Source organism: Micromonospora sp. MA102 (genome assembly GCF_025460765.1).
Lineage (GTDB): Bacteria > Actinomycetota > Actinomycetes > Mycobacteriales > Micromonosporaceae > Micromonospora > Micromonospora halotolerans.
Map to the genome: position 1 here is coordinate 402,384 of NZ_JAMWEG010000004.1, position 24,588 is coordinate 426,971.

At 73.7% G+C, this 24,588-nt stretch carries 23 protein-coding genes; 10 read left to right on the plus strand and 13 right to left on the minus strand.

Translation table 11 applies throughout. The features are described 5' to 3' along the window. Positions 1-5: 5 nt before the first annotated feature. The 7 genes from NFX44_RS11780 to NFX44_RS11810 form a co-directional block, all read right to left on the minus strand. The gene (locus NFX44_RS11780; RefSeq protein WP_262283530.1) at positions 6-431 is read right to left on the minus strand and encodes a DUF4247 domain-containing protein; all 426 of its coding nucleotides are present in this window, start codon (positions 429-431) and stop codon (positions 6-8) included. Between the two features lie 55 nt (positions 432-486). Beyond that, positions 487-978, minus strand: a complete 492-nt coding sequence (locus NFX44_RS11785; RefSeq protein WP_262283531.1) for a DUF2617 family protein — start codon at positions 976-978, stop codon at positions 487-489. Between the two features lie 2 nt (positions 979-980). Beyond that, positions 981-1,613: a DUF4178 domain-containing protein gene (locus NFX44_RS11790; protein ID WP_262283532.1), complete on the minus strand. Its 633-nt coding sequence runs from the start codon at positions 1,611-1,613 to the stop codon at positions 981-983. Between the two features lie 93 nt (positions 1,614-1,706). After that, entirely contained in the window at positions 1,707-2,084 is a 378-nt protein-coding gene (locus NFX44_RS11795; protein ID WP_262283533.1) for a hypothetical protein, read from the minus strand. 103 nt (positions 2,085-2,187) lie between these two features. Further along, a complete protein-coding gene (gene clpB, locus NFX44_RS11800) occupies positions 2,188-4,779 on the minus strand; it encodes an ATP-dependent chaperone ClpB (RefSeq protein ID WP_262283534.1) in 2,592 nt (863 codons plus the stop codon). Between the two features lie 85 nt (positions 4,780-4,864). Continuing rightward, the gene (locus tag NFX44_RS11805) at positions 4,865-5,506 is read right to left on the minus strand and encodes a TetR/AcrR family transcriptional regulator (RefSeq protein ID WP_262283535.1); all 642 of its coding nucleotides are present in this window, start codon (positions 5,504-5,506) and stop codon (positions 4,865-4,867) included. Between the two features lie 77 nt (positions 5,507-5,583). Beyond that, entirely contained in the window at positions 5,584-6,693 is a 1,110-nt protein-coding gene (locus tag NFX44_RS11810; protein WP_262283536.1) for a hypothetical protein, read from the minus strand. Positions 6,694-6,727: 34 nt separating this feature from the next. Between NFX44_RS11810 and NFX44_RS11815 the strand changes: the two genes are divergently transcribed. From NFX44_RS11815 to NFX44_RS11825, 3 genes are all read left to right on the plus strand, one after another. After that, a complete protein-coding gene (locus NFX44_RS11815; RefSeq protein ID WP_262283537.1) occupies positions 6,728-7,228 on the plus strand; it encodes a cation:proton antiporter regulatory subunit in 501 nt (166 codons plus the stop codon). A 7-nt stretch (positions 7,229-7,235) separates the two neighbouring features. Further along, entirely contained in the window at positions 7,236-8,444 is a 1,209-nt protein-coding gene (locus tag NFX44_RS11820) for a cation:proton antiporter (protein ID WP_262283538.1), read from the plus strand. A 170-nt stretch (positions 8,445-8,614) separates the two neighbouring features. Then, the gene (locus NFX44_RS11825; RefSeq protein ID WP_151465805.1) at positions 8,615-9,043 is read left to right on the plus strand and encodes a hypothetical protein; all 429 of its coding nucleotides are present in this window, start codon (positions 8,615-8,617) and stop codon (positions 9,041-9,043) included. A gap of 98 nt (positions 9,044-9,141) precedes the next feature. On the opposite strand, the gene NFX44_RS11830 is transcribed toward NFX44_RS11825, so the two are convergent. The 5 genes from NFX44_RS11830 to dnaK form a co-directional block, all read right to left on the minus strand. Continuing rightward, the gene (locus NFX44_RS11830) at positions 9,142-9,351 is read right to left on the minus strand and encodes a hypothetical protein (protein ID WP_262283539.1); all 210 of its coding nucleotides are present in this window, start codon (positions 9,349-9,351) and stop codon (positions 9,142-9,144) included. Between the two features lie 179 nt (positions 9,352-9,530). Further along, a complete protein-coding gene (locus NFX44_RS11835) occupies positions 9,531-9,971 on the minus strand; it encodes a heat shock protein transcriptional repressor HspR (RefSeq protein ID WP_262283540.1) in 441 nt (146 codons plus the stop codon). Between the two features lie 31 nt (positions 9,972-10,002). Further along, a complete protein-coding gene (gene dnaJ / locus NFX44_RS11840) occupies positions 10,003-11,187 on the minus strand; it encodes a molecular chaperone DnaJ (protein ID WP_262283541.1) in 1,185 nt (394 codons plus the stop codon). 79 nt (positions 11,188-11,266) lie between these two features. Further along, positions 11,267-12,025: a nucleotide exchange factor GrpE gene (gene grpE, locus NFX44_RS11845; protein WP_262283542.1), complete on the minus strand. Its 759-nt coding sequence runs from the start codon at positions 12,023-12,025 to the stop codon at positions 11,267-11,269. A 49-nt stretch (positions 12,026-12,074) separates the two neighbouring features. Beyond that, the gene (dnaK, locus tag NFX44_RS11850) at positions 12,075-13,934 is read right to left on the minus strand and encodes a molecular chaperone DnaK (protein ID WP_262283543.1); all 1,860 of its coding nucleotides are present in this window, start codon (positions 13,932-13,934) and stop codon (positions 12,075-12,077) included. Positions 13,935-14,142: 208 nt separating this feature from the next. On the opposite strand from dnaK, the gene NFX44_RS11855 reads away from it, so the two are divergent. From NFX44_RS11855 to NFX44_RS11865, 3 genes are all read left to right on the plus strand, one after another. Continuing rightward, positions 14,143-15,984: a GTPase domain-containing protein gene (locus NFX44_RS11855; protein ID WP_262283544.1), complete on the plus strand. Its 1,842-nt coding sequence runs from the start codon at positions 14,143-14,145 to the stop codon at positions 15,982-15,984. A gap of 17 nt (positions 15,985-16,001) precedes the next feature. After that, complete coding sequence (locus NFX44_RS11860) at positions 16,002-17,660, plus strand: GTPase (protein ID WP_262283579.1); 1,659 nt, start codon at positions 16,002-16,004, stop codon at positions 17,658-17,660. 65 nt (positions 17,661-17,725) lie between these two features. Beyond that, entirely contained in the window at positions 17,726-18,943 is a 1,218-nt protein-coding gene (locus NFX44_RS11865) for a hypothetical protein (RefSeq protein ID WP_262283545.1), read from the plus strand. A 15-nt stretch (positions 18,944-18,958) separates the two neighbouring features. Here NFX44_RS11865 and NFX44_RS11870 read toward each other — a convergent pair whose 3' ends face one another. Then, on the minus strand, positions 18,959-19,765 hold the full coding sequence (locus tag NFX44_RS11870; RefSeq protein WP_262283546.1) for a hypothetical protein: 807 nt from the start codon (positions 19,763-19,765) through the stop codon (positions 18,959-18,961). Positions 19,766-20,252: 487 nt separating this feature from the next. Here NFX44_RS11870 and pdhA point away from each other — a divergent pair, with 487 nt between their 5' ends. The 4 genes from pdhA to NFX44_RS11890 all read left to right on the plus strand — a co-directional run bounded on the left by pdhA (position 20,253) and on the right by NFX44_RS11890 (position 24,253). Further along, the gene (gene pdhA, locus NFX44_RS11875) at positions 20,253-21,431 is read left to right on the plus strand and encodes a pyruvate dehydrogenase (acetyl-transferring) E1 component subunit alpha (RefSeq protein WP_262283547.1); all 1,179 of its coding nucleotides are present in this window, start codon (positions 20,253-20,255) and stop codon (positions 21,429-21,431) included. Then, entirely contained in the window at positions 21,431-22,420 is a 990-nt protein-coding gene (locus tag NFX44_RS11880) for an alpha-ketoacid dehydrogenase subunit beta (RefSeq protein ID WP_262283548.1), read from the plus strand. The genes pdhA and NFX44_RS11880 overlap by 1 nt, the downstream gene beginning before the upstream one ends. Before the next feature lie 5 nt (positions 22,421-22,425). Continuing rightward, positions 22,426-23,892, plus strand: coding sequence for a dihydrolipoamide acetyltransferase family protein (locus NFX44_RS11885; protein WP_262283580.1), 1,467 nt, complete (start codon positions 22,426-22,428; stop codon positions 23,890-23,892). 223 nt (positions 23,893-24,115) lie between these two features. Then, positions 24,116-24,253 (plus strand): hypothetical protein, encoded by a 138-nt coding sequence (locus NFX44_RS11890; protein WP_262283549.1) that lies wholly within the window; start codon positions 24,116-24,118, stop codon positions 24,251-24,253. The last annotated feature ends 335 nt before the right edge of the window (positions 24,254-24,588 follow it).

The window sequence follows — 24,588 nt, forward strand, 5'->3', positions numbered from 1 at the left end:
TCAGGTCACTTGCCGGAGCCGGGTCCGCCGCCGCGGACCGTGCTGCCCCGCCCCCAGCCCCAGTGGCTGCCCACCCGGGAGTGGTAGCGGGGGTACGCGGTGGTCATCCGCTCCAGCAGGATCACCGAACCGGCGGCGAGCGGCAGGATCACCACCGAGTCGTCGTCGTAGCGCAGGTAGACCCCGCTGCCGTCGACGTACTGGTCGGCCGGCTGCCAGGCGTCGGTGATCTCCTTCGACACCTGGCTGGGCGTCCGGTTCGACGTGTACGCGATCGCGTCGGAGCCGAGGTCCCGGCTGGTCGCCCGGTTGTAGCGGTCCTCCACGTAGCCGCGGGGCGAGAAGTTGCCGTAGAAGATCGCGAAGGCGGCGACCACGGCGCCGATGACGGCGAACGCCACCCCCACCACGAACCACCGTCGGTACGTCACCGCACTCCCTCCGTTCGCGACTGCGGGGCTCGCAAACCCGGCTCACTCCTCGCGCTCACAGCTGCACCACCGTCTCGGTCAGGACCAGCTCGTTGGTCTGCGGATACGCGTGCCAGGTGCGCCAGGCCACCGAGCCGGCCGGCGGCTCGGGGCGGACGGCGAGCGCGGTGACCGCGTCCTCGTCGCCCGGAAAGACACCGACCAGCGCGTACGGGTCGTCGGCCAGGTCGGCGCGGAGCGCGGCGACCCGGGTGCGCAGGCCGTCCCCCGCCGGCCGGAGCACCGTGGCGGTGAACCGGTAGCCGGCGGTCTCGTCGTGCAGGGCGTCGGGCAGGTGCGGGGGGCGGCCGGGCAGGCAGGCGACCGTCTCGGTGAGGTCGCCGCAGACCACCTGGTGCGAGGCGCCGAGCAGGCGCAGGCTCAGCCGCAGCCCGCCGGGCAGGGTCAGCTCGCGCACGTGCAGGGCGGGGCGCGCGGGGCCGCCGAGGGCGAGGCTCAGGTCGGCGGCGCGGGTGTCGACGTACGGGGCGTGCAGGGCGACGAGCACGCTCAGTCCACCTGCTCCGGGCCGCCCTGCGGGTAGATCATGACCTCGGCGCGGTGCACCTGCTCGCCGAGGTTCACCTCCCAGCCGGCCTCCCCGTACGCCTCGAAGGAGAGCCGCGCCCCGCCGGGCGCCTGGTAGTCGTAGTAGCGCATGGTGCCGCGCGGGTCGAGGCCGGTGCCCTCGGTGGCCGTGTACTTCGCCTGCCCGGACTCGTCCCAGTTGTAGCGCCGGCCGGCGATCTCCAGCGTCGGCGCGCCGGGGGTGACGGTGGCCGACGGCTCGCTGGTCCAGAGCACCAGTTCCAGGTCGGGCTCCGACTCGACGGAGAGCCAGCGCTTCACCCCGCCGGCGTCGTCGAGCAGGTGCTCCGCCCAGCTCCAGCCGCCCTCGACCAGGTGCACCGAGCCGCGCACGGTGTAGGGCACCGAGCGGATCTCCACGATGTCGCCGGGCTTGAGCGCGCGGGGGTCGCCGCGCAGCGCGTCGGCGTCCCGGTCCCGGAACGGGTCACCGGGGGCGGCCTTCGGGCGTGGCGCGGACCGGGCCTTACGCAGGGCGATCACGGCGATCACCACGCCGGCCACCCCGACCAGGCACCCCAACGCGGTCACCACGTACGCCAGCGAACCGTTCACGGCCGTCTCCCCCCAAGGTGCATCGGCGGAGACGGTAACAACCCGACGCACGCGCGCCGAAGTGCCGTTCGTTGAGTTACCGGTCAGCTACGGTCAGCCGCCGGTGAGGCGTTCGGCGGCGTACTCGCGCAGGGTGGCGCGGCCCATGAGGCACCCGCTGAAGGTGGTGAACTCGCCGTCGTCGGTGCGCAGCCGCTCCCAGGCGGCCCGGCCGGCCGCCGGGTCGACCGTGTCCAGCAGCGTGGCCGCGTACGCCTTCCCGGCCGGCGACCCGTGCTTCAGCAGCCGGTCGACCTTCTTCAGGGCCGCCTCGGGGTGCTCCTGCAGGGCCCGTTCCACGTGCCGGTACGCGTCGGTCGCCGGCAGTATCTGACCGGCGATGCCCACCCCGCCGAAGGCGACCGTGTCCGCGCGGCCGAGTTCCTCGACGGCAGCGTCCAGGTCCCGGTCCTTCTTCCCGATCCCCAACATGCCCTCACTATTGCCCCGGCCGGCCGCCGTCGACGCTGTCGATCAAGAAATGGATCGGCCCGGCCGGCCCCCGCTGGGGAGGCCGGCCGGGCCGGGAAGGTGCTCAGGCGGCCGTGACGGCCAGCGCGTCCTTGCTGTCGGCCAGGTCGACCCGCACCGTGTCGCCGTCGCGGATCTGGCCGGCCAGCAGGGCCTTCGCGAGCTGGTCGCCGATCGCCGACTGCACCAGGCGGCGCAGCGGGCGGGCGCCGTAGATCGGGTCGTACCCGTGCTCGGCCAGCCAGGTGCGGGCGGCGTCGCTGACGTCCAGCGCCAACCGGCGGTCCGCGAGACGGGCCCGCATCCGGTCGAGCTGGATGTCGACGATCGCCCGCAGGTCCCCGCCCTGGAGGGCGGCGAACACCACGATGTCGTCGAGGCGGTTGAGGAACTCCGGCTTGAAGTGCGACCGGACCACCGCGAGGACGCCCTCCCGGCGCTGCTCCTCGGCCAGCGTCAGGTCGCTGATCACCGACGACCCCAGGTTCGAGGTGAGGATCAGGATCGCGTTGCGGAAGTCGACGGTGCGGCCCTGGCCGTCGGTGAGCCGGCCGTCGTCGAGCACCTGGAGGAGCACGTCGAAGACGTCCGGGTGGGCCTTCTCCACCTCGTCCAGCAGGATCACCGAGTACGGCCGGCGGCGCACCGCCTCGGTGAGCTGGCCGCCCTCCTCGTAGCCGACGTAGCCGGGCGGGGCGCCGACCAGGCGGGCCACGGAGTGCTTCTCGCCGTACTCGCTCATGTCGATGCGGACCATGGCCCGCTCGTCGTCGAACAGGAACCCGGCGAGCGCCTTGGCCAGCTCGGTCTTGCCGACACCGGTCGGGCCGAGGAAGAGGAAGCTGCCGGTCGGGCGGTCCGGGTCGGCGACGCCGGCCCGGGCGCGGCGGACCGCGTCGGACACCGAGGTGACCGCCTCGGCCTGGCCGACGACCCGCGAGCCCAGCGTCTCCTCCATCCGGAGCAGCTTGGCGGTCTCGCCCTCCAGGAGCCGGCCGGCCGGGATGCCGGTCCAGGAGGCGACCACCGCGGCGATGTCGTCCGCGCCGACCTCCTCCTTGAGCATCGCGCCGTCGGCCTGGAGCCGGGCCAGCTCCTCCTCGGCCTGCTTCAGCTCGACCTGGAGGGCGGGGATCCGGCCGTAGCGCAGCTCGGCGGCGCGCTCCAGCTCACCGTCGCGCTCGGCACGCTCGGCCTCGCCGCCGAGCCGCTCCAGTTCCTCCTTGGCCGTGGAGAGCTTGGTGATGTGGCTCTTCTCCAGCTGCCAGCGCTCGGAGAGCGCGGTGAGCTGCTCGCGCTTGTCGGCCAGCTCCTTGCGCAGCCGGGCCAGCCGCTCCGCGGAGGCGGCGTCCGGCTCCTTGGCCAGCGCCATCTCCTCGATCTCCAGCCGGCGCACCGCCCGCTCGATCTCGTCCACCTCGACGGGACGGGAGTCGATCTCCATCCGGAGCCGCGAGGCGGACTCGTCGACCAGGTCGATCGCCTTGTCCGGCAGGAACCGGTCGGTGATGTAGCGGTCGGAGAGGGCCGCGGCGGCCACCAGCGCGGCGTCGGTGATCCGCACGCCGTGGTGCACCTCGTAGCGCTCCTTGAGGCCGCGCAGGATGCCGATGGTGTCCTCGATGGTCGGCTCACCGACCAGCACCGGCTGGAAGCGGCGCTCCAGCGCCGGGTCCTTCTCGATGTGCTCGCGGTACTCGTCCAGCGTCGTGGCGCCGACCATCCGCAGCTCGCCGCGGGCCAGCATGGGCTTGAGCATGTTGCCGGCGTCCATCGAGCCCTCGCCCTTGCCCGCGCCGACCACGGTGTGCAGCTCGTCGAGGAACGTGATGACCTGGCCGTCGGAGTTCTTGATCTCCTCCAGCACCGACTTCAGCCGCTCCTCGAACTGGCCGCGGTACTGCGCGCCGGCCACCATGGCGCCCAGGTCGAGCGAGACGAGCTTCTTGTCCCGCAGCGACTCCGGCACGTCACCGGCGACGATCCGCTGGGCCAGACCCTCGACGATGGCGGTCTTGCCGACGCCCGGCTCGCCGATCAGCACCGGGTTGTTCTTGGTACGCCGGGACAGCACCTGGATCACCCGGCGGATCTCCGAGTCGCGGCCGATGACCGGGTCGATCTTTCCCTCGCGGGCGCTCGCGGTCAGGTCGACGCCGTACTTCGCGAGGGCCTGGTAGGTCTGCTCCGGGTCGGCCGTGGTGACCCGCCGGTCCCCGCCGCGCACGGTCGGGAAGGCGGCGACCAGGTTCTCCTCGGTGGCGCCGGAGTTCTTCAGCGCGACGGAGACCGCGCCACCCACCCGGGCCAGCCCGGCCAGCAGGTGCTCGGTGGAGGTGTACTCGTCGCCCAGCGGCCGGGCGATCTGCTCGGCGGCGCCGATGGCGTTGACGAACTCGCGGGCCAGGGTGGGCTCGGCGATGCTGGAGCCGCGCGCCGCGGGCAGGGCGTCGACCGAGCGCTCAGCGACCCGGCGCAGCTCGCCGGGGTCGGCCCCGACGGCGCGCAGCAGGCCGGCGGCGGTCGAGCCCTCGGTGTCCAGCAGCGAGAGCAGCAGGTGCCAGGGCTCCACGGTGGCGTGGCCGCGCTGGTTCGCCAGCGCGACGGCACCGGTGATGGTTTCGCGGCTCTTGGTGGTGAGTCGTTCGGTGTTCATGGGCTCCCCTGGATCGGCGTGTCCACTGGGAAGGACACAACCAGAGTTGAGTCTATTCCGCTCAACTCCATCGGTGTGACCCGGCTCACTCCCGGCGTTTCCAGCGCCAGTCGAACTCCCCCGCGGCGGGCGGCGGCCCGGGCAGCGGCGGCTCGGCCTGCGCGAGACCGGCCAGCAGCAGCGCCAGGTGGCGGCGGCGCAACTGCCGGGTCCGCTCCGGATCGGGTACGCGAATCGCGGCGCACCCCTCGAGCAGCAGCCCGACGTCCTGCGCCACCACGTCCGGCCGGAGCCGCCCCGCCTCGCGCGCCCGCTCCACAAGCCCCTCGACCAGCTCGTTCGCGCGTATCGCGGCCCGGCTCATCTCCTCGGTCGGGCTGAAGGTGCCGGCGAGGTGCACGGTGAGGGAGTGCACGTCGGCGTCGACGACGCGCGCCAGGAAGCCGGCGAACGCCGCCCACTCGTCCGGCTCGGCGGCGGCCTCCTCGCCCGCCGCGATGAACCGCCGCAGCCCGTCGTCGCAGAGCTTGCGCAGCAGGTCCTCCTTGCTGGCGTACCGCCGGTAGAGGGCGCTGATGCCGACGCCGGCCCGCTCGGCGACGGCGGCGATGGGCGCCTTCGGGTCATCGAGGAAGACGGCGCGGGCGGCCTCCAGGATCACCGCGTCGTTGCGGGCCGCCTGGGCACGTCGGCCGGCGAGCGGCGGAGGGTCGGTCGGATTCGGCATGCACCGAGACTAGCACTGGAACGGATCGTTCCGCTCCGATGCAGTGGAAACGGAACCCGGCTCCAGGCGACGGACCGTCAGCCCTTGTCCAGCACCACCCGGACCCAGCGCCGGTTGGCGGTCCAGCCCGTGCCCAGCACCACGTCGTCCGGGGCCCGGGCGAGGATCGTGCCGTCGCCGAGCACCGTGAGGTGGTGCTCCCCGGTGAGCGGCCAGTCGACCCGGTAGTAGCGGCCCCCGGCCACCACACCCACACCGTCCGGGCTGGTCACCGCCACCAGTTCGGCCCCGAGCGGCGCCACCGAGCGGGCCTGCGCGGGATGCCCGACCGCGCGGACCGGCGCCCACTCCGGGCCACCCACCAGCCGCCAGAGCGCCGGGAAACCCACCCGGTCCGGGCGCTCCCCGACCAGCCAGGCGCCGCCGTCCGGGGCGATCACCACCCGCAGCACTCCCACCTCGTCACCCCGCCAGGACAGCGGCGTCGGCACCCAGTGCCGGCCACCGTCCCGCGACACCGCAGCCGAGGGCCGGCCGTCGCGCGCGCCGGCCGCCACCACCAGGTCACCCGAATGGCCGACGGTGTTCAGCCCGGGTACGGCCGGCTGGGCGGGCAACGGCCGCAGGGTGGCGCCGTCCCACTCGGCCACCACACCGAGCCCCTCGGCCACCTGGAAGCGGCCCCGGGCCGCCACCAGAGCCGCCGGCTCCCCGCCGGTGGTGTGGGCGAAGGTGGCCCCGCCGTCGGTCGAGGTGTACCAGCCGTACGGCTCGGCGAACAGCACCAGCGCCCCCGGCACGGCGTAGAGCTGCTGGTTCACCGCCACCGGACGAGGGTGGCGCAGGGCCCGCCACGTGCGGCCACCGTCCACGGTGGCGTACAGCAGGGCGGCGGGGCACCCACCGGCGGGCGGCGGATCGTCGCAGGCGGCGACGAAGAGGGCGTACCCGTGGTCGGCGTCGGCGAACTCCACGAACGGGCGGTCGTACCGGCGGTCGACGGCGACCCGGACGTGCCGTACCTCGTCGAAGCCGATCGGCCGCGACGGCACCGGCGCGGTCGGCGCGGGCCGTGGGGACGCGGACGACCGGTCGGGTGGGGTCCGGCGGACGTCGCCGATCGAGCAGGCGGCCAGGGCCGGCACCAGCAGCAGACCGGTGGTCCGGAGCACGCGGCGACCGATCATGGTGACCCTCCTCCGCGACGGTAGCCTTGCGCGGGTGCGAGTACGTGTTGAACAGACTGCCCTACCGGGGATCGGCGTCCGTCACGATCTGATGACGGAATCCGGCCGCCGACTCGGCGTGGTCTCCCACCGCAATGGCCGCCGCGACCTGGTCCTCTACGACCCGGACGATCCCGACTCCTGCCAACACGACATACCGCTGACCGACGACGAGGCGGAGGCGCTGGCCGACATCCTCGGCGCGTCGCTCATGCTCGGCCAGCTCGCCGGGCTGCGCGAGCAGGCCGCGGGGCTGCTCACCGAGCAGATCGTCATCCCGGCCGGCTCCCGCTACGTCAACCGGCGGCTCGGCGACACCAAGGCACGGACGCGCACCAGCGCCTCCATCGTGGCGGTGCTGCGCCAGGGCGAGGTGATCGTCTCGCCCGACCCCACCTTCCGGTTCGCGGCCGGTGACGTGGTCGTCGTGGTCGGCACCCGGCAAGGGCTCGACGGGGTCACCGCGATCCTCGCCGAAGCCGACCCGGACGGCTGAGGCGCGGATGCACGAATCCACCACCCTGCTCGTCGAGGTCGGCGCGCTGCTGCTCCTGCTCGGCCTGCTCGGCCGGCTCAGCCGCCGCGTCGGTGTCTCGCCCATCCCCCTCTACCTGCTCGCCGGACTCGCCTTCGGCCACGGCGGCCTGCTGCCGCTCAACGCCAGCGAGGAGTTCTTCGCCGTCGGTGCGGAGATCGGCGTCATCCTGCTGCTCGTCATGCTCGGCCTGGAATACAGCGCCAACGAACTGGTGGGCAACCTCCGCTCGGCCGCGCCGGCCGGCCTGATCGACGCGGTGTTCAACGCGCTGCCCGGCTTCGCCTTCGCCCTGCTGCTCGGCTGGGGCTGGGTGGCCGCCGTCGTGCTCGCCGGCGTCACCTGGGTCTCGTCGTCCGGCGTGATCGCGAAGGTGCTCGGCGACCTGGGCCGGGTCGGTAACCGGGAGACCCCGGTGATCCTCTCCGTCCTCGTCATCGAGGACCTGGCCATGGCTCTCTACCTGCCGCTGGTCACCGCGCTGCTCGCCGGGGTCGGCCTGGTCAAGGGCGGCATCGCGCTCGCCGTCGCGGTGCTCACCGTGGTCGTCGTGCTGGCCGTCGCCATCCGGTACGGGCACCTGATCTCCGCCGCGCTCTCCGCGAAGGACCCCGAGGCGCTCCTGCTCGGGGTGCTCGGCCTGACCCTGCTGGTCGCCGGGGTGGCGGCCAAGCTCCAGGTCTCCGCCGCGGTCGGCGCGTTCCTGGTCGGCATCGCCCTGTCCGGGCCGGTGGCGCACCACGCCACCCAGCTGCTGTCCCCGCTGCGGGATCTCTTCGCCGCGGTCTTCTTCGTCTTCTTCGGCCTGGTCACCGACCCGCTGGACATGCCGCCGGTGCTGCTGCCGGCGCTGCTCCTGGCCGTGGTGACCATGGGGACGAAGCTGGCCACCGGTTGGCTGGCCGCCCGCCGGGCCGGTATCGCCGAGCCCGGTCGGTGGCGCGCCGGCTTCGCGCTCACCCCGCGCGGCGAGTTCTCCATCGTCATCGCCGGCCTGGCCGTCGCCGCGGCGTACCCGGTCGAACCCCGGCTGGCGGCGCTCGCCACCGCGTACGTGCTGATCACCGTGGTGACCGGGCCGATGCTGGCCCGCCTGCCCGACCTGCCCTGGTTCAAGCGCTGGCTGCGGCGGCGCAGCGCCGCCCGGCCGCCCGTGCCGGTGGGAGCGGCCGACTGACCTCGGCCGGGCCGGGTCGGCCGTACGGTGGACCCGGCCCGGCCAACGGTTGCCGAATTGATTCCGGGAAGGTCTACCGCCACCCGGCGAAACCGCGTTAACGTGTCGCCCCAGCAGCCAGGGTCCGCGGGTGGCCGGTGCCCCCGCCAGCGCAAGCGGAAGGTCGGCCGGTGAGCGTGCAGGAAGAGACGTTCCACGGCTTCGCCAACCCCGTCGACCCCTCGCCCGCCGAGCTGAGGTCGTGGGCCTACCAGCCGGATTCCGTCCCGCTGACCTCCATGCCGCCGGACTGGGACCTGCTGGTCGCCGGTGACCACCTGGTGCAGACCCTCTTCGACCTGGCCATGGACCCGGCCTGTCCGGCCCGCCGGTTCGCGCTGCACTGCCTCTACATCTACGCCGCCGACGGCATCCGGACGAACTTCCGGGCCCACCCGAAGCGCCGCTTCCGCAAGCTCGTGGAGCAGGCCGAGCGGGCCGGCGACGAGCTGATGCGCAACTGGGCGCACAACAGCCGCGTGCTGCTCGCCCGGCCGGACCTCTTCGTCTACCGGGACTGGTGCGAGGGCGGCCTGGTGCGGGAGAACCGGCGGCTCTAGCACTCCCCGCGTCGACGCCACAGCGTCCCAGGTCGCGCGTCACGACGCGAACGGGCCGGGACCCCCCGTGGGTCCCGGCCCGCACGCCGGCGGATCGTTCAGCCGGTCGATCCGCCCTGCTTCCTGCGCCGCTCGTCGTCCCTGGCCCGGTCGACGCCATGGTCCACCTGGTCGGCGAAGCGCCCTTCCCGGATCTTTTCGGTGAAGCGACCGTCGGTGATCCGGTCGAATCGCTCCCGGACGTTCTCGGCCACCTGCTCCAGCCGTTCCTCCGCCCGTTCCGCCACCTTCTTCGCCGATTCCGCCATGGCTCCCCCTGCCAGTTCGGAGTCCGAATTGAGTCGGTTGGCCGTATTCACAGGCTAGCGAAACCGGCCCTCCCGGACCCCGCATTCCCCCGAACCGCGCCGCCTGCCGCCGGGATGGAATGCGCGAAGGCCGGCGCCGCCCGGGTGGGCGCGCGCCGGCCTTCGCGGCGGGGAAGGGATCAGCGGTCGGGGGTGCGGCGGGGACGCCAGACGACGAGCGCGGTGGAGGTGCGGTTGGTGGGGACGAGGTCGCCGCGGGCGAAGCCGCCCAGCGACTCCAGCTCGGCGATCCGGCGGTACGCGGCGTCCAGTTCCGCCTCCAGCCGGGCCACCCGCTGCTGGGCCTCCTCCAGCAACCGCTCCAGGTGGATGATCCGCTTGACCCCGGCCAGGTTGATCCCGTCGTCCTGGCTGAGGCGCTGCACCTCGCGGAGCAGCACCACGTCCCGGACGCTGTACCGGCGACCGCCGCCGGCCGCCCGGCCGGCCTGCACGAGGCCCAGCCGGTCGTACTGGCGCAGCGTCTGCGGGTGCATCCCCGCCATCCGGGCCGCCACCGAGATCATCAGAACCTTGGCCTCGTAGGCAGGGTCACCCGAGCCGACGAACTCCTGTGACATCCCCGCTCACCTCCGCTGCCTCGTCACCCGGTCAACTGAATCGACGCACCCGCGCGTCGAGATGTTCCCGCGCGGCCGGCGGGGTCTGCTCGGCGAACGTCTCCAACGCCGCCCGCGCCTCGTCCGACAGCGTCGCGGGGACCACCACGTCGAGGGTGACCAGCAGGTCACCGGCGCGGCCGTCCCGGCGTACGACGCCCTTGCCCCGGGCACGCAGCACCCGCCCGCCGGGCGTGCCCGGCGGCACCCGCAGGGTCACCGTGCCGTCCAGGGTCGGCACCCGCAGGTCGGTGCCGAGCACCGCCTCCGCGAACGTGATCGGCACGGTCAGGGTCAGGTCGTCCCCGGTGCGCCCGAACAGCTCGTCCGGGCGGACCTTGACGTGCACGAACAGGTCACCCGCCGAGCCGCCCCGCTCGCCGGGCTCGCCCCGCCCGGCCAGCCGGATGCGCTGGCCGTCGGCCACCCCGGCCGGGAAGCGCACGTTCAGCGTGCGGGTCTTGGTGACCCCGCCGGTGCCGTGGCACTCCGGGCACTTCTCCTCGACGATCGTGCCCACGCCCTGGCAGTTGCGGCACGGCTCGGAGAAGCTGAACGACCCCTGGTTGCGGGTGGTCACGCCGGCGCCATGGCAGACCGGGCAGGCCACCGGCTGGGTGCCCGGCTTCGCCCCGTTGCCGTGGCAGGTCTCGCAGACCCCGGGGGCGCGCAGCGTCAACGGCAGGGTGACGCCGCGGACCGCGTCGGGGAAGTCCAGCGCCACCTCGGTCTCGACGTCCCGGCCCCGGGCCGGGCCGCGCGGACGGGCCGCGCCACCGGCGCCCCCGCCCGTGAAGATCGAGCTGAACAGGTCGCCCAGACCACCGCCGCCGAACCGGGCCTCGCCGCCGCCGCCCGCCCCGCCGAACAGGTCGGACACGTCGAACGGCATGCCACCGGGCTGGCCCGCGCCGCGGGCGTTGCGCCGGAAGGCGCCGGAGCCGAACAGCGACCGCATCTCGTCGTACTCGCGGCGCTTCTTCTCGTCGCCCAGCACGGCGTACGCCTCGGAGACGGCCTTGAACCGCTCCTCGGCCTTCGGGTCACCGGGGTTGTGGTCCGGGTGCGACTCCCGAGCCAGCTTCCGGTACGACTTCTTGATCTCGTCCGAGGAGGCGGACTTCTCCACGCCCAGCGCGGCGTAGTAGTCCTTCTCGATCCAGTCCTTGGAACTCACCGGTCCACCCCCTTCCACGGGACGTACCCCGGTCGTCCCGCCCGCCCGGTGTGGGCGGGCGGGACGTCACGGGTCGGCACTACTCGGGCTCGGCGACCGCGACCAGGGCCGGCCGCAGCAGCCGTTCGCCGAGCTGGTAACCCCGGCGCATGACCTGCACGCAGGTCGGCTCGGTCACGTCGGCGGAGGTCTGGTGCGCCACCGCCTCGTGCCGGGTCGGGTCGAACGGGTCGCCCTGCTCGCCGAACGCGGTCAGGCCGAACTTGGTCAGCGCGGCGGTGAGTTGCTCGGCCACGCTGCCGAACGGGCCCACCAGGTCGCCGTGCTCGCGGGCCCGGTCCAGGTCGTCGAGGATCGGCAGCAGCGCGGTCAGCACCGTGCCGGTCGCCTGCTCCTGGACCAGGCTGCGGTCCCGGTCGACCCGCTTGCGGTAGTTGGCGTACTCCGCCGACACCCGCTGGACGTCGCGGGTCCGCTCGTCCAGCTCGGCCCGGAGCGACTCCACCTCGCCGCCGACCGGCGCCTTCTCGGTGGTGGACTCCTCGCTCGGCTGGGCCGGCGCGTCGACCACCGGTGGGCCGGGGACCGAGGCCTCGGCCTCGCCCTCGATCTCGTCGACCACGACCTCGGTCTCCTCGACCAGCCCCTCGGCGGGCGCGTCGGCCGCGGCGTCGGCGGCCGACGTGTCGGTCACCGCCTGCTCGGTGGTCTTGCTGATCTTGCGCTTGTCACGGATGACGACGCGCGGCTCCTCGCCGGCGCCCTGACCGGCGGTCGCGGAGCCACCCGGCGCCGACCCCGTGGAGCCGGGGTCGGCTGCTCGTGGCTTCTCCGTCATGCGGCTACCTCATCCCTCTCGCGGCGAGAAACGTGTCCGGGACCGAAGGTCACTTCTTGTCCTCGTCCACGATCTCCGCGTCGACCACGTCGTCGGGGCCGCCGGCCTGGGGACCGCCGGTCGCACCGGCGCCGGCGCCCGGCCCGGCCTCGCCCGGCCCGGCCTGCTCGCCCTGCTGCTGCGAGTAGAGCAGCGAGCCGGCCTGCTGGGAGACCTGCGCCAGCTTCTCGTGCGCGGCCTTGATCTTGTCGATGTCCTGGCCGCCGAGGGCGCTGCGCAGCTCGCCGAGGGCCTCGTTGAGCTGGTCACGGTTCTCGGCGGGCAGCTTGTCGCCGCTCTCCGCGAGGAACTTCTCGGTCTGCCACTGGAGCGCCTCGGCCACGTTGCGGGTCTCCGCCTCGTCGCGGCGGCGCTTGTCCTCGTCGGCGTGCTCCTCGGCGTCCCGGCGCATCCGCTCGATGTCGTCCTTCGGCAGCGAGGAGCCGCCGGTGATCGTCATCTTCTGTTCCTTGCCGGTGCCCAGGTCCTTGGCGTGCACGTTGACGATGCCGTTGGCGTCGATGTCGAAGGTGACCTCGATCTGCGGCACGCCGCGCGGCGCCGGCGGGAGGCCGGTCAGCTCGAAGGTGCCGAGCTTCTTGTTGTAGGCCGCGATCTCCCGCTCGCCCTGGAACACCTGGATCAGCACCGACGGCTGGTTGTCGTCCGCCGTGGTGAAGACCTCGGAGCGCTTGGTCGGGATGGTGGTGTTGCGCTCGATCAGCTTGGTGAAGATGCCGCCCTTGGTCTCGATGCCCAGGCTCAGCGGGGTCACGTCGAGCAGCAGGACGTCCTTGACCTCACCCTTGAGCACACCGGCCTGCAGGGCGGCGCCGACGGCGACGACCTCGTCCGGGTTGACGCCCTTGTTCGGGTCGCGGCCCGTGAGCTGCTTGACCAGGTCGGTCACGGCCGGCATCCGGGTCGAGCCGCCGACCAGGATGACGTGGTCGACGTCCGAGATCTTGATCCCGGCGTCCTTGACGGCCTGCTCGAACGGGCCCTTGCAGCGGTCCAGCAGGTCCTGCGTCATCCGCTGGAACTCGGCGCGGCTCAGCGTCACGTCGAGGTGCAGCGGGCCGGCCGAGCCGGCGGTGATGTACGGCAGGTTGATGTTGGTGGTGGTGGCGGCGGACAGCTCGATCTTGGCCTTCTCGGCCGCCTCCTTGAGCCGCTGCATGGCCATCTTGTCCTGGGACAGGTCGATGCCGTGCTCGCCGCGGAAGGTCTTCACCAGGTGGTCGATGATGCGCTGGTCCCAGTCGTCACCACCGAGGTGGTTGTCACCGCTGGTGGACTTGACCTCGATGACGCCCTCGGCCAGCTCCAGCAGCGAGACGTCGAAGGTGCCGCCACCCAGGTCGAAGACCAGGACGGTCTGCTCCTTGGAGCCCTTGTCGAGGCCGTAGGCCAGCGCCGCCGCGGTCGGCTCGTTCACGATCCGCAGCACGTTGAAGCCGGCGATCTCACCGGCCTCCTTGGTGGCCTGCCGCTGGCCGTCGTTGAAGTAGGCCGGCACGGTGATCACCGCGTCGGTGATCTGCTCACCCAGGTACGCCTCGGCGTCCCGCTTGAGCTTCATCAGCGTGCGCGCCGAGATCTCCTGCGGGGTGTACTTCTTGCCGTCGATGTCGACGGTCCAGTTGGTGCCGATCTCCCGCTTGACCGAGCGGATCGTCCGGTCCGGGTTGGTCACCGCCTGGCGCTTCGCGACCTCACCGACGAGCACCTCGCCGTTGCGGGCGAACGCGACGATCGAGGGGGTCGTCCGCGAGCCCTCCGCGTTGGCGATGACGGTGGGCTCACCGCCCTCGAGAACGCTGACGCAGGAGTTCGTCGTGCCGAGGTCGATGCCGACCGCACGTGCCATGTTCGCTTCCTCGCTTCGTAACGGTGAGCAGGTCAACGGGCCTGCCCGGCGGGTCGCCCGCAGCGACCGCACCACAAGTTGAGTGAACTTGACTCAATAGTGCCACGCCACGGGCAATCCGCAAGTCCAGGTTGAGCCGACCCGACGCAACCTGACCGTTATTACCGTCCGGTTGTCTTACCTTGCGTCGGTCGGGCACGCTTTAGCGGTGACGACGCACGGCGATCCCGCCACCCATGCCGGCGCGCCCGCCGTCGCTGCCCGCACCGGCCCCGACGACGGCGGCGGGGACCGGCCCGCCGACGCCGCGGAAGGCCTGCCCGCCGCACTCACCGGCCTGCGGGCCGCGATCGCGGCGGCCCGGTTCCCGCTGGCGCTGCCCTCGGCCGAGCCCGCCCGGCGCACCGCCACCGGTCTCACCGACCAGCTCGACGACTACCTGCTGCCCCGCCTCGCCCGGCTCGACGCCCCGCTGCTCGTGGTGGTCGGCGGCTCGACCGGCGCCGGCAAGTCGACGCTTGTCAACAGCCTGGTCCAGGCGCGGGTCAGCGCCGCCGGGGTGCTCCGCCCCACCACCCGCTCGCCGGTGCTGGTCTGCAACCCCGCCGACGCGGCCTGGTTCCGCCAGGGCGAGCTGCTGCCGGGCCTGACCCGCACCACCGAGCCGAGCGAGAACCCGGGCACCCTCCAGCTGGTCACCGCCCCCGCGCTCCCGGCCGGGCTGGCCTTCCTCGACGCGCCCGACATCGACTCGGTGGTCGACGCCAACCGGGCCCTCGCCGGTCAGCTGCTGGCCGCCGCCGACCTCTGGCTCTTCGTCACCACGGCCGCCCGCTACGCCGACGCCGTCCCGTGGGAGCTGCTACGCAGCGCCCGGGCCCGGGGCGCCGCCGTCGCCATGGTCCTCGACCGGGTCCCCCCGGAGGCGGCCGACGAGATCGCCGCCCACCTGTCCGAGATGCTCGCCGCACAGGATCTCGGCGCCGCGCCGCTGTTCGTCCTGCCGGAGACCTGGGTGGACGGGCAGGGCCTGCTTCCCGACCGGGTCACCGCCCCGCTGGCCGGCTGGTTCGCGCGGCTCGCCGCCGACGCCGAGGCCCGCTCGGCGGTCGTCCGGCAGACTCTCGACGGCGCGCTGGCCAGCCTGCACCCGACCGTGGACGCGCTGGCCGACGCCGCCGACGAGCAGGCGGCCGCCGCCGACGCGCTGGACGAGCGGGTCCGGGCGGCGTACCGGGGGGCGGAGCGGACCGTCGACCAGGGGCTCAAGGACGGCCGGCTGCTCCGCGGCGAGGTGCTGGCCCGGTGGCAGGAGTTCGTCGGCACCGGCGAGCTCTTCCGCAGCCTGGAGGCGCGGATCGGCCGCCTGCGCGACCGGGTGGTGGCCGCGGTCACCGGCCGTCCGGCGCCGGCCGCCGAGCTGCGGAACGCCATCGAGTCGCAACTGGTCACGCTGCTGCGCGGGGTGTCCGCCGAGGCCGCGGAGAACGCCTACACCGGGTGGAAGGCGCACCCGGCCGGGGCGGCGCTGCTCGAACCCGAGCTGGCGCACCCGTCGGCCGATCTCGCCGAGCGCGCCGAACGCCTGGTCCGCGACTGGCAGCGCGGCGTGCTCGAACTGGTCCGGGCCGAGGGCGGCGACCGCCGCTTCGTGGCCCGCACCGCCGCGTACGCGGTCAACGCCACCGGCCTGGCCGTCATGATCGCGGTCTTCGCGGCCACCGCCTTCATCCCGACCGGGCTGGAGGTCGCCACCGGCGCGGGCACCACGGTCGCCGCCCAGGCGGTGCTCCAGGCGATCTTCGGTGACCAGGCGGTCCGCAACCTGGCCAGCAAGGCGCGGGTGGACCTGCTCGACCGGATCGGCGCGCTGCTGACGGAGGAGGCCGACCGGTTCCTCGCCCGCACCGCCGACGCGCGCCCGGCCAAAGACACCGGCGCCGCCCTGCGCCGGTCGGCCCGCGAGGTCGAGAAGGCCCGGCACCGCGCCGGTCTCTCCGGCACGTCGGGCGCGACACTGCCCGCCGCGGACCAGGGTGGGCGCGCGTGAGCAACATCGTCGGCCGGATGCGGGAGACGTTCCGGGGCGGGCAGCGGGTCGACCCCGACGTCCTGATCGCGCGGCTTCAGGCCCTCCAGCGTTTCCTCGGCGCGGTCGACGGCCAGGTGCCCGACGCCGAGCTGGTCGCCGCGCACACCGTCGTCGAGCGGGCCGGCACCCGGCTCGCCCTCTCCGGCCACCACACCGTGGTGGCCCTGGCCGGGGCGACCGGCAGCGGCAAGTCGAGCCTGTTCAACGCCCTGGCCCGGCTGGACCTCTCCCCGGTCGGCGTCCGCCGGCCGACCACCGGCGTGGCGCACGCCTGCGTCTGGGGGCAGCTCGACGGCGCGTCCCGGCTGCTCGACTGGATCGGGGTGCTGCCGCGTCACCGGTTCGTCCGGGAGAGCCCGCTGGACGGCGACGACGAGTCCACCCTGCACGGCCTGGTCCTGCTGGACCTGCCCGACTTCGACTCGGTGCAGCGGACCCACCGGCTGGAGGTGGACCGGCTGCTCGGCCTTGTCGACCTGGTGGTCTGGGTGGTCGACCCGCAGAAGTACGCCGACCGGGTGATCCACACCAGCTACCTGCGCGAGTTCCACCGGCACCGGGACGTGACCGTGGTGGTGCTCAACCAGGCCGACCGGCTGCCCCCGGCCGAGCTGCCCCGGGTCCTCGGCGACCTGCGCCGGCTGCTCGACGCCGACGGGCTGGAGGGGGTGCCGCTGCTGCCCACCGTGGCGGTGGACCCGGCGGGGTTGGACGGGCTCCGCGCCGAACTGGAGCGCACGGTCGCCGAGCGGCAGGCCGCGCTGCGCCGGCTGGCCGGCGACGTCGACGCCGTGGTGGCCGGGCTCGACCCGTTGGTCGGGCCGGAGCCGCCGCGCACCCGGCCGGGTGACGCGTCGGCACGGGAGCTCACCACGGCGCTGGCCGGAGCGGCCGGGGTGCCGACGGTGGCCGAGGCGGTCGAGGGGGCGTACCGGCACCGGGCGGTGGGCAGCACCGGCTGGCCGCTGGTCCGGGGCTGGCGGAAGCTGCGGCCGGACCCGCTGCGCCGGCTGCACCTGCCCGGCGGGGGCGCCGACGCGCCCGCGGAGAGCCTGGTCGCGGCCACCTCCGTACCCGATCCGACCGCCGCGCAGCGCTCGGCGCTCAACCTGGCCATCCGCGCGGTGGCCGACCGCTCGGCCGCCGACCTGCCGGCGCCCTGGCCGGCCGCGGTGATCGCCGCGGCCCGGTCCCGGCTGGCCGACCTGCCGGACGCGCTGGACCACGCGGTGGCCGCCACCGACCTGGGCATGGACCGCCGGCCGACCTGGTGGCGGGTGGTCGGCGCGCTCCAGTGGCTGGTCACCCTCGCCGCGCTTGGCGGCCTGGCCTGGCTGGTCCTGGGCTACGCGCTGCGCATCCTGGGCCTGCCCGCCCTCGACTACCCGGAACTCGGCGAGGTGCCCTGGCCCACCGTGCTGCTGCTCGGCGGCCTGCTGGCCGGGCTGCTCGTGGCGGCGCTGACCCGGCCGGTGATCCGGTGGGCGGCGCGGCGCGCCCGGCGCCGGGCCGAGCACCGGCTGCTCACGTCGGTGGGCAGCGTCGGGGAGAAGCACGTGCTGAACCCGGTCTGGGCGGTGCTGGCCCGCTACGGCGAGGCGCGCGAGGCGCTGCGGGAGGCGGCCCGGGGCTGAGCCCGGCGCGGATGCCCGGCGTGCTGACCGTCGTCCGGGCGGGCCGGGCGGCGTAGGGTCGGTGCATGGCCACGCCACAGACCCCCTACGAGGCGGTGCTGCACGCCGCTCGCGACGTGACGAGGCTCGACTCCGCCCTGGACGCGGAGATGCTCGGCGCCGCGCTGCTCGGCAGTGTCTACGCCGTTGCCGAGACCGATCGGGACAACGCCGTCCGCGAATTCGTGGGCGGCTTCCTCACCGCCACCTCGCGCCGCCGCAGCGCCGCCGCGACCACCATCCGCGCCGTCTTCGCCACGCTGGTGCCCGACGCCGAGGGGGCCGGCCGGGTCCGCCCCGGCGCCTACGCCCCCGCGTGGGCCGGCCAGCTCGGCCGGGTGCACCTCACGGGCGCCTGGTCGTACGGCGACGTGTACGGCGACCAGACCTCCTACCTGGCCACCTTCGCCTACGACGACGACGAGGGCGGCCCGGAGCACGCCCTCGTGGCGCTGGTCGACCACAACATCGGGATCACCAAGGACGTGTTCGTGGGCGGCCCGGCCGCCCGGATCGTCGAGCAGGCCCGGGAGATCTGCACCCAGGACGAGTTCACCTGGTTCCGCACCGAGGACCCGGCCCGGATGCGCACCGAGGTGGGCCGCCACCTGGCGATCACCGACGACCTCGGTGAGCTGCCCGCGCAGGGCTCGCTGGCCACCGACCGGGCGCTCGTGGGTGCGCGGCTGGCCGCGCTGCCCGGCCCGGCCCCGGCGGCGGCCGACGTCCCGCCGCTGACCGACGAGGCACGGACCGGGCTGGTCCGCGCCTTCCTCGGCTCGCCCGAGGCGGTCCGCTTCGGCCTGGACCGGGTGGCCGACGGGGAGCTGGCCTCGCTGCACTTCTGCCTGGGGCTGCTGCTGGACCACGCGGCGAGCTTCCCGGACGCCGACCCGATGCGGTGGAGCCCGACGGTCGCGGAGCTGTTCCTGCTCGACTGGGTGCACCGGCGGGCCGTGCTGGACATGGACGACGCCGCCATGCTGCCCCGGGTGCTGCGCGGCTGGGCGGCGTACGCGGCCCGCCAGCGGGGGCTCGCGCCGGCGGCGGCCGCCCGCACGGACGAGGCCATCCAGGAGATGGTTCCCGAGTTCGCCCGGCTCTACAGCACGGGCGAGCGCCGCAGCCCGGCGACGGCCGCCGTCGCCCAGCTCATGGCGGACGGCGTGAACCCGGACGATCCGGCGGCGCTGGACGCCTGGATCGAGGCGAACCGCCACCGCCTCACCGACGACCCGGCCTGACCCGCCGAGAGCAGCTCAGGCTCGCGGCGCGGTCGGGGCCGTGGTGCCCGACGCCGTGGCGCTCGGGTGCGGGTCGTCGCGCGGGCTGAGCGTCGGGGTGGGCGACTCCTCCGGCGGCGTTCCGGTCGGCGACGGTGTGCTGTCGGGCGGCTCGGTCGTCGGGTCCGGGTCGTCGGTCGGCGACGGCCCGGACGTCGGGGTCGGCTCGGTCGTCGGGTCCGGGTCGTCCGTCGGGATCGGCTCGTCGGTCGACGACGGCCCGGCGGTCGGGGTCGGCTCGGTCGGGCTGGAGCTCGGGTCCGGGTCGGACGGCGACGGTGACGGCACCGGCGAGGGGCGCGGCGGGCCGGCCGGCGTGGTCCGGACGGGGCGCGGCGTCGGCACCGGCGCGGCCGGGTGGGACCGGTGGCGGGAACCGAGGTCGCTGTCGTCGGGCAGGGCCGGGGCGGCCGGGAGCACCGGCGCCGGGGGCGGCACGGTGGTGGCTCCGGCGACCGGCGACGGGGTGGGTAGCAGCGGCGTCTGGGTCCCCTCGGGCAGCGGGATCACCACCGGGCCGACCGAGGGGGTCGGGATGAACGGGGTGCTGCCGTCCGGGAGGGCGCTGTTCCCCACGGTGGCCGACCCCGCGCTGATCGCGGCGAGGATCGGCATGGAGGCCGTGCCGGCCAGCAGCGCGACGGTGAACAGGTAGCCCCGGCTCGGGCCGCCCAGGCCCTGCGCGCGGTGCGCGCCGACCACCGGCCGGTAGCCGGACCGCGGCACCGCCCGGTGCCGGCCGAGGAACGGAGCTCCCGGAGGACCCTCTGGCGGCTCGGACACCGGCACACTCCTCGTACGCGTCGACAGGGCGGGATCCCGGCGCAGGCTAAACGGACAAATGCCGCGCGGGGACCACCGTCAGCTTGAACCAGTGACGCTCAGTTCACCAGCCACCACAGCGTGTCGACACACAAATTGTCCGTCCCGCGACGGTGCCGCACCAGACAAACGTGTCAATGCATCGCGAACACGACGGAACGTCACCGGTGGAGGAGGCCGTACTGTGGGCCCGCTCACCTCCTCTGCAATCATTCAGGCACGACGGCAACGCAGCCGCCACCTCCGCGCACCCCGCGGCTGGTGCGGTACGGCGCCGGCGCTCCCGGGTCGGGCTCCTCAACGGGACCCGGCTCACGCCGCGCGGCAACCCTCACCGGGGCTAGGCGCGGCCGCCAGGGACCGGTCCGGCACCAGCCGGGTCGGGCGCACGATGTGCGCGGCACGGGTCACCCCCCGGCGCCGGCGCAGACCAGACAGGGAGAGACGGATGGCAAAGGGCGATCCCGGGGCCGCCACCCGCAGCAAGCGGGCCGCACCCCGTACCAAACGCGCCGCCGCCACGGGCGAACCGGAGCTCGTGCAGCTGCTCACGCCCGAGGGCGAGCGGATCGAGAGCGCGCTCGGCCCGGACGGGACCGAGTACCGCGTCGACTTCACCGACGAGGAGTACCGCGGGCTCTACCGCGACCTCGTGCTGGTCCGGAAGCTCGACGCCGAGGCCACGGCGCTCCAGCGCCAGGGCGAGCTGGGCCTCTGGGCCAGCCTGCTGGGCCAGGAGGCGGCGCAGGTCGGCTCCGGCCGGGCGCTGCGTACGCAGGACATGGCCTTCCCGACCTACCGGGAGCACGGTGTCCTCTACTGCCGGGGCATCGACCCGATCATGCCGCTCGGCCTGTTCCGCGGCGTCGACCAGGGCGGCTGGGACCCGAACGAGTTCAAGTTCAACATGTACACGATCGTCATCGGGGCGCAGACCCTGCACGCGACCGGCTACGCCATGGGTGTCGCCATGGACGGCAAGACCGGCAGCGACGAGGGCGAGGCGGTGATCGCCTACTTCGGCGACGGCGCCACCAGCCAGGGCGACGTGAACGAGGCGTTCGTCTGGGCCAGCGTCTTCAACACCCCGCTGGTGTTCTTCTGCCAGAACAACCAGTACGCCATCTCCGAGCCGCTGGAGCGGCAGACCCGCGTCCCGCTCTACCAGCGGGCCGGCGGCTTCGGCTTCCCCGGCGTCCGGGTGGACGGCAACGACGTGCTCGCGTCGTACGCGGTGACCCGGCACGCGCTGGACAACGCGCGGCACGGCCAGGGCCCGAGCCTCATCGAGGCGTACACCTACCGGATGGGCGCGCACACCACCTCCGACGACCCGACCCGCTACCGGATCGCCAGCGAGGTCGAGGCCTGGCAGGCCAAGGACCCGATCGCCCGGATGAAGGCGTTCCTCACCAAGCAGCAGATCGTCGACGAGTCGTTCTTCGCCGAGGTCGACGAGCAGGCCCGCGCCGAGTCGGTGCACCTGCGCGAGCGGGTGCTCGCCATGCCCGACCCGGAGCCGGTGACCATGTTCGACCACGTCTACCCCAACGGGTCCCCCGAGCTCGACGAGCAGCGGGCCCAGTTCAGCAAGTACCTGGAGTCGTTCGAGGGGAGCGCCCACTGATGGCCACGGAGACGCTCACCCTCGGCAAGGCCCTCAACGCCGGCCTGCGCAAGGCCCTGGAGAACGACCCGAAGGTCGTCATCATGGGCGAGGACGTCGGCAAGCTCGGCGGCGTGTTCCGCATCACCGACGGCCTCCAGAAGGACTTCGGCGACCAGCGGGTCATCGACACCCCGCTCGCCGAGTCCGGCATCATCGGCACCGCGGTCGGCCTGGCCATCCGCGGCTTCCGGCCGGTCTGCGAGATCCAGTTCGACGGCTTCGTCTACCCGGCGTACGACCAGATCGTGTCGCAGGTGGCGAAGATGCACTACCGCTCGCAGGGCAAGGTGCGGATCCCGATGGTCATCCGGATCCCCTACGGCGGTGGCATCGGCGCGGTCGAGCACCACTCGGAGTCGCCCGAGGCGTACTTCGCGCACACCGCCGGCCTGAAGGTCGTCACCTGCGCGAACCCGCAGGACGGCTACTCGATGATCCAGCAGGCCATCGCCTCCGACGACCCGATCGTCTTCCTGGAGCCGAAGCGGCGCTACTGGGAGAAGGGTCCGGTCGAGCTGGACGCCCCGCTGACCGACGCGTACCCGCTGCACGCCGCCCGGGTCGCCCGGCCGGGCACCGACGCCACCGTGCTGGCGTACGGCCCGATGGTGCGCACCGCCCTGGACGCGGCCACCGCCGCCGCCGAGGACGGCCGGGAGCTGGAGGTCATCGACCTGCGCACGCTCTCCCCGCTGGACCTGACCGCCGCGTACGAGTCGGTGAAGCGCACCGGCCGCTGCGTGGTCGTCCACGAGGCCCCGGGCAACCTGGGCCTCGGGTCGGAGATCGCCGCCCGGATCACCGAGGAGTGCTTCTACTCCCTGGAGTCCCCGGTGCTGCGGGTCACCGGCTTCGACACCCCCTACCCGGCCGCCCGGGTGGAGGAGGAGTACCTGCCCGACCTCGACCGGGTGCTCGACGCCGTCGACCGCACCTTCGGCTGGTGAGCGGCATGTCACGGATCAAGGAATTCAACCTCCCCGACCTGGGCGAGGGCCTGACCGAGGGCGAGATCCTCGCCTGGCTGGTCAAGGTGGGCGACGACATCGAGCTGAACCAGCCGATCGTCGAGGTGGAGACCGCCAAGGCCGCGGTCGAGATCCCGGCGAAGTGGGCCGGCCGGGTGCAGGCGATCTTCCACCCGGAGGGCGCCACGGTCGAGGTCGGCAGCCCGATCATCGCGATCGACACCGACCCGAACGCCGGGCCGATCCAGCAGTCGACGACCGGTGCGCCGGCCGCCGACCTGCCCACCCCGTCGGCGGCCTCGCTGGCCGCCGTCGAGGTCGCGCCCGAGGAGGGCATGGTCGAGCCGGGCCTGATCGGCGGCGTGGCGCCGGGCGGGCGTACCGCCGTGCTGGTCGGCTACGGCCCGCGGAACGCGCCGGCCAAGCGGCGGCCGCGCAAGGGCGGGGTCCCGGCCCAGGCCGCGGCGGCCCCGGCCGCCCCGGTCCAGCCCGCTCCGGCACCGGCTCCGGTGGCCCCGGCGCCGGCCGCCCCGGCGGTCAACGGCAACGGCCGGGTGACCGGCGCCGTGCTCGCCAAGCCGCCGGTCCGCAAGCTCGCCAAGGACCTGGGCGTCGACCTCGCCACGCTGACCGGGTCGGGCCCGCTGGGCTCGATCACCCGGGAGGACGTACAGCGGGCGGCGGCGGCCCCGGCGGCGGCCGAGCCGCTGACGGTCGCGGCGCCGGCCACGGCGGCCGCGAGCTTCGGCGCCGACCGCGAGCAGCGCATCCCGGTCAAGGGGGTACGCAAGCTCACCGCGGAGAACATGGCCCGCTCGGCGTTCACCGCCCCGCACGTCACGGAGTTCCTGACCGTGGACGTGACCCGGGCGATGAAGGCCCTGGACCGGCTCCGCGAGCGTCGCGAGTGGCGGGACGTGCGGGTCTCGCCGCTGCTGCTGGTCGCCAAGGCGGTGCTGCTGGCGGTCAAGCGCCACCCGATGGTCAACTCGACCTGGGCCGGCGACGAGATCGTGGTCAAGGACTACGTGAACCTGGGCATCGCGGCGGCCACCGAGCGTGGCCTGATCGTGCCGAACATCAAGGACGCCGGCCGGCTCTCGCTGCGCGAGCTGGCGGACGCGATGACCGCGCTCGTCCAGACGGCCAAGGCGGGGAAGACCTCTCCGGCCGACATGTCCGGCGGCACACTGACCATCACCAACGTCGGCGTCTTCGGCGTCGACACCGGCACCCCGATCCTGCCTCCGGGCGAGTCCGCGATCCTCGCCTTCGGCGCGGTGCGGGAGCAGCCCTGGGTGCACAAGGGCAAGGTCAAGCCGCGCCTGGTCACCACGCTGGGCCTCTCCTTCGACCACCGGATCATCGACGGTGAGCTCGGCTCGAAGTTCCTCCGCGACATCGGGGACTTCCTGGCCGATCCGGAGGCGGCGCTGCTCGCCTGGACCTGACGGTCGCATCGCACCAGGCCACGGCCGGTGTGCACGGGTTAACGCCCGGCACACCGGCCGTTGCCATTGGGGAAAGGAAACGTCGGCCCGGCGGGGCTCCTGGCCTACGATCCTTAGGCACGTGGCTCAGCTCACCTAAGAATCGATGGAAGTTCGCGGCGTTCTGGGGTTCAATAGAGACATCAAGGGGCTGACAACCGAATAGCCAGGAGGAGAGACCCAGATGAGCATGATCGAGCGAATCCGCAACCGCCGCGACGCCAACCGCCGCGCCCGTGCCATCGAGCACGCGCTGCGTTCCGCCAACTCGCCGGCCGTCCGCGAGGAGCTTCTCGCCATCGCCCAGCGTCACCTCAGCTGACGCTCCCCTACTTTCCTCACCTCCTCCAGTTCGAAGACCCGCCCGGGCAACCGGGCGGGTCTTCGGCGTTCCAGGTCGATTGACACCGGGATTCCACCTCGCCGCACCGCCCGGTACGGTGGGGCTCGGTCGCCAACCGCCCGCCTCCGGACCGATCGCCTTCGAGAGCAACCGATCGATACCGTCCGGTGACGTTCGGTGACGGCCCGTGCTCCCCCGGGCGCCTCCGGGCGGCCACCGGATACGGTGCGGGGAGCCCGCACGGCCGGTACCTGCCGGCGACTCCGGCAGCGATGCCGACGGTCCCGATCGGCATCGGCGGCCGACATGTGATG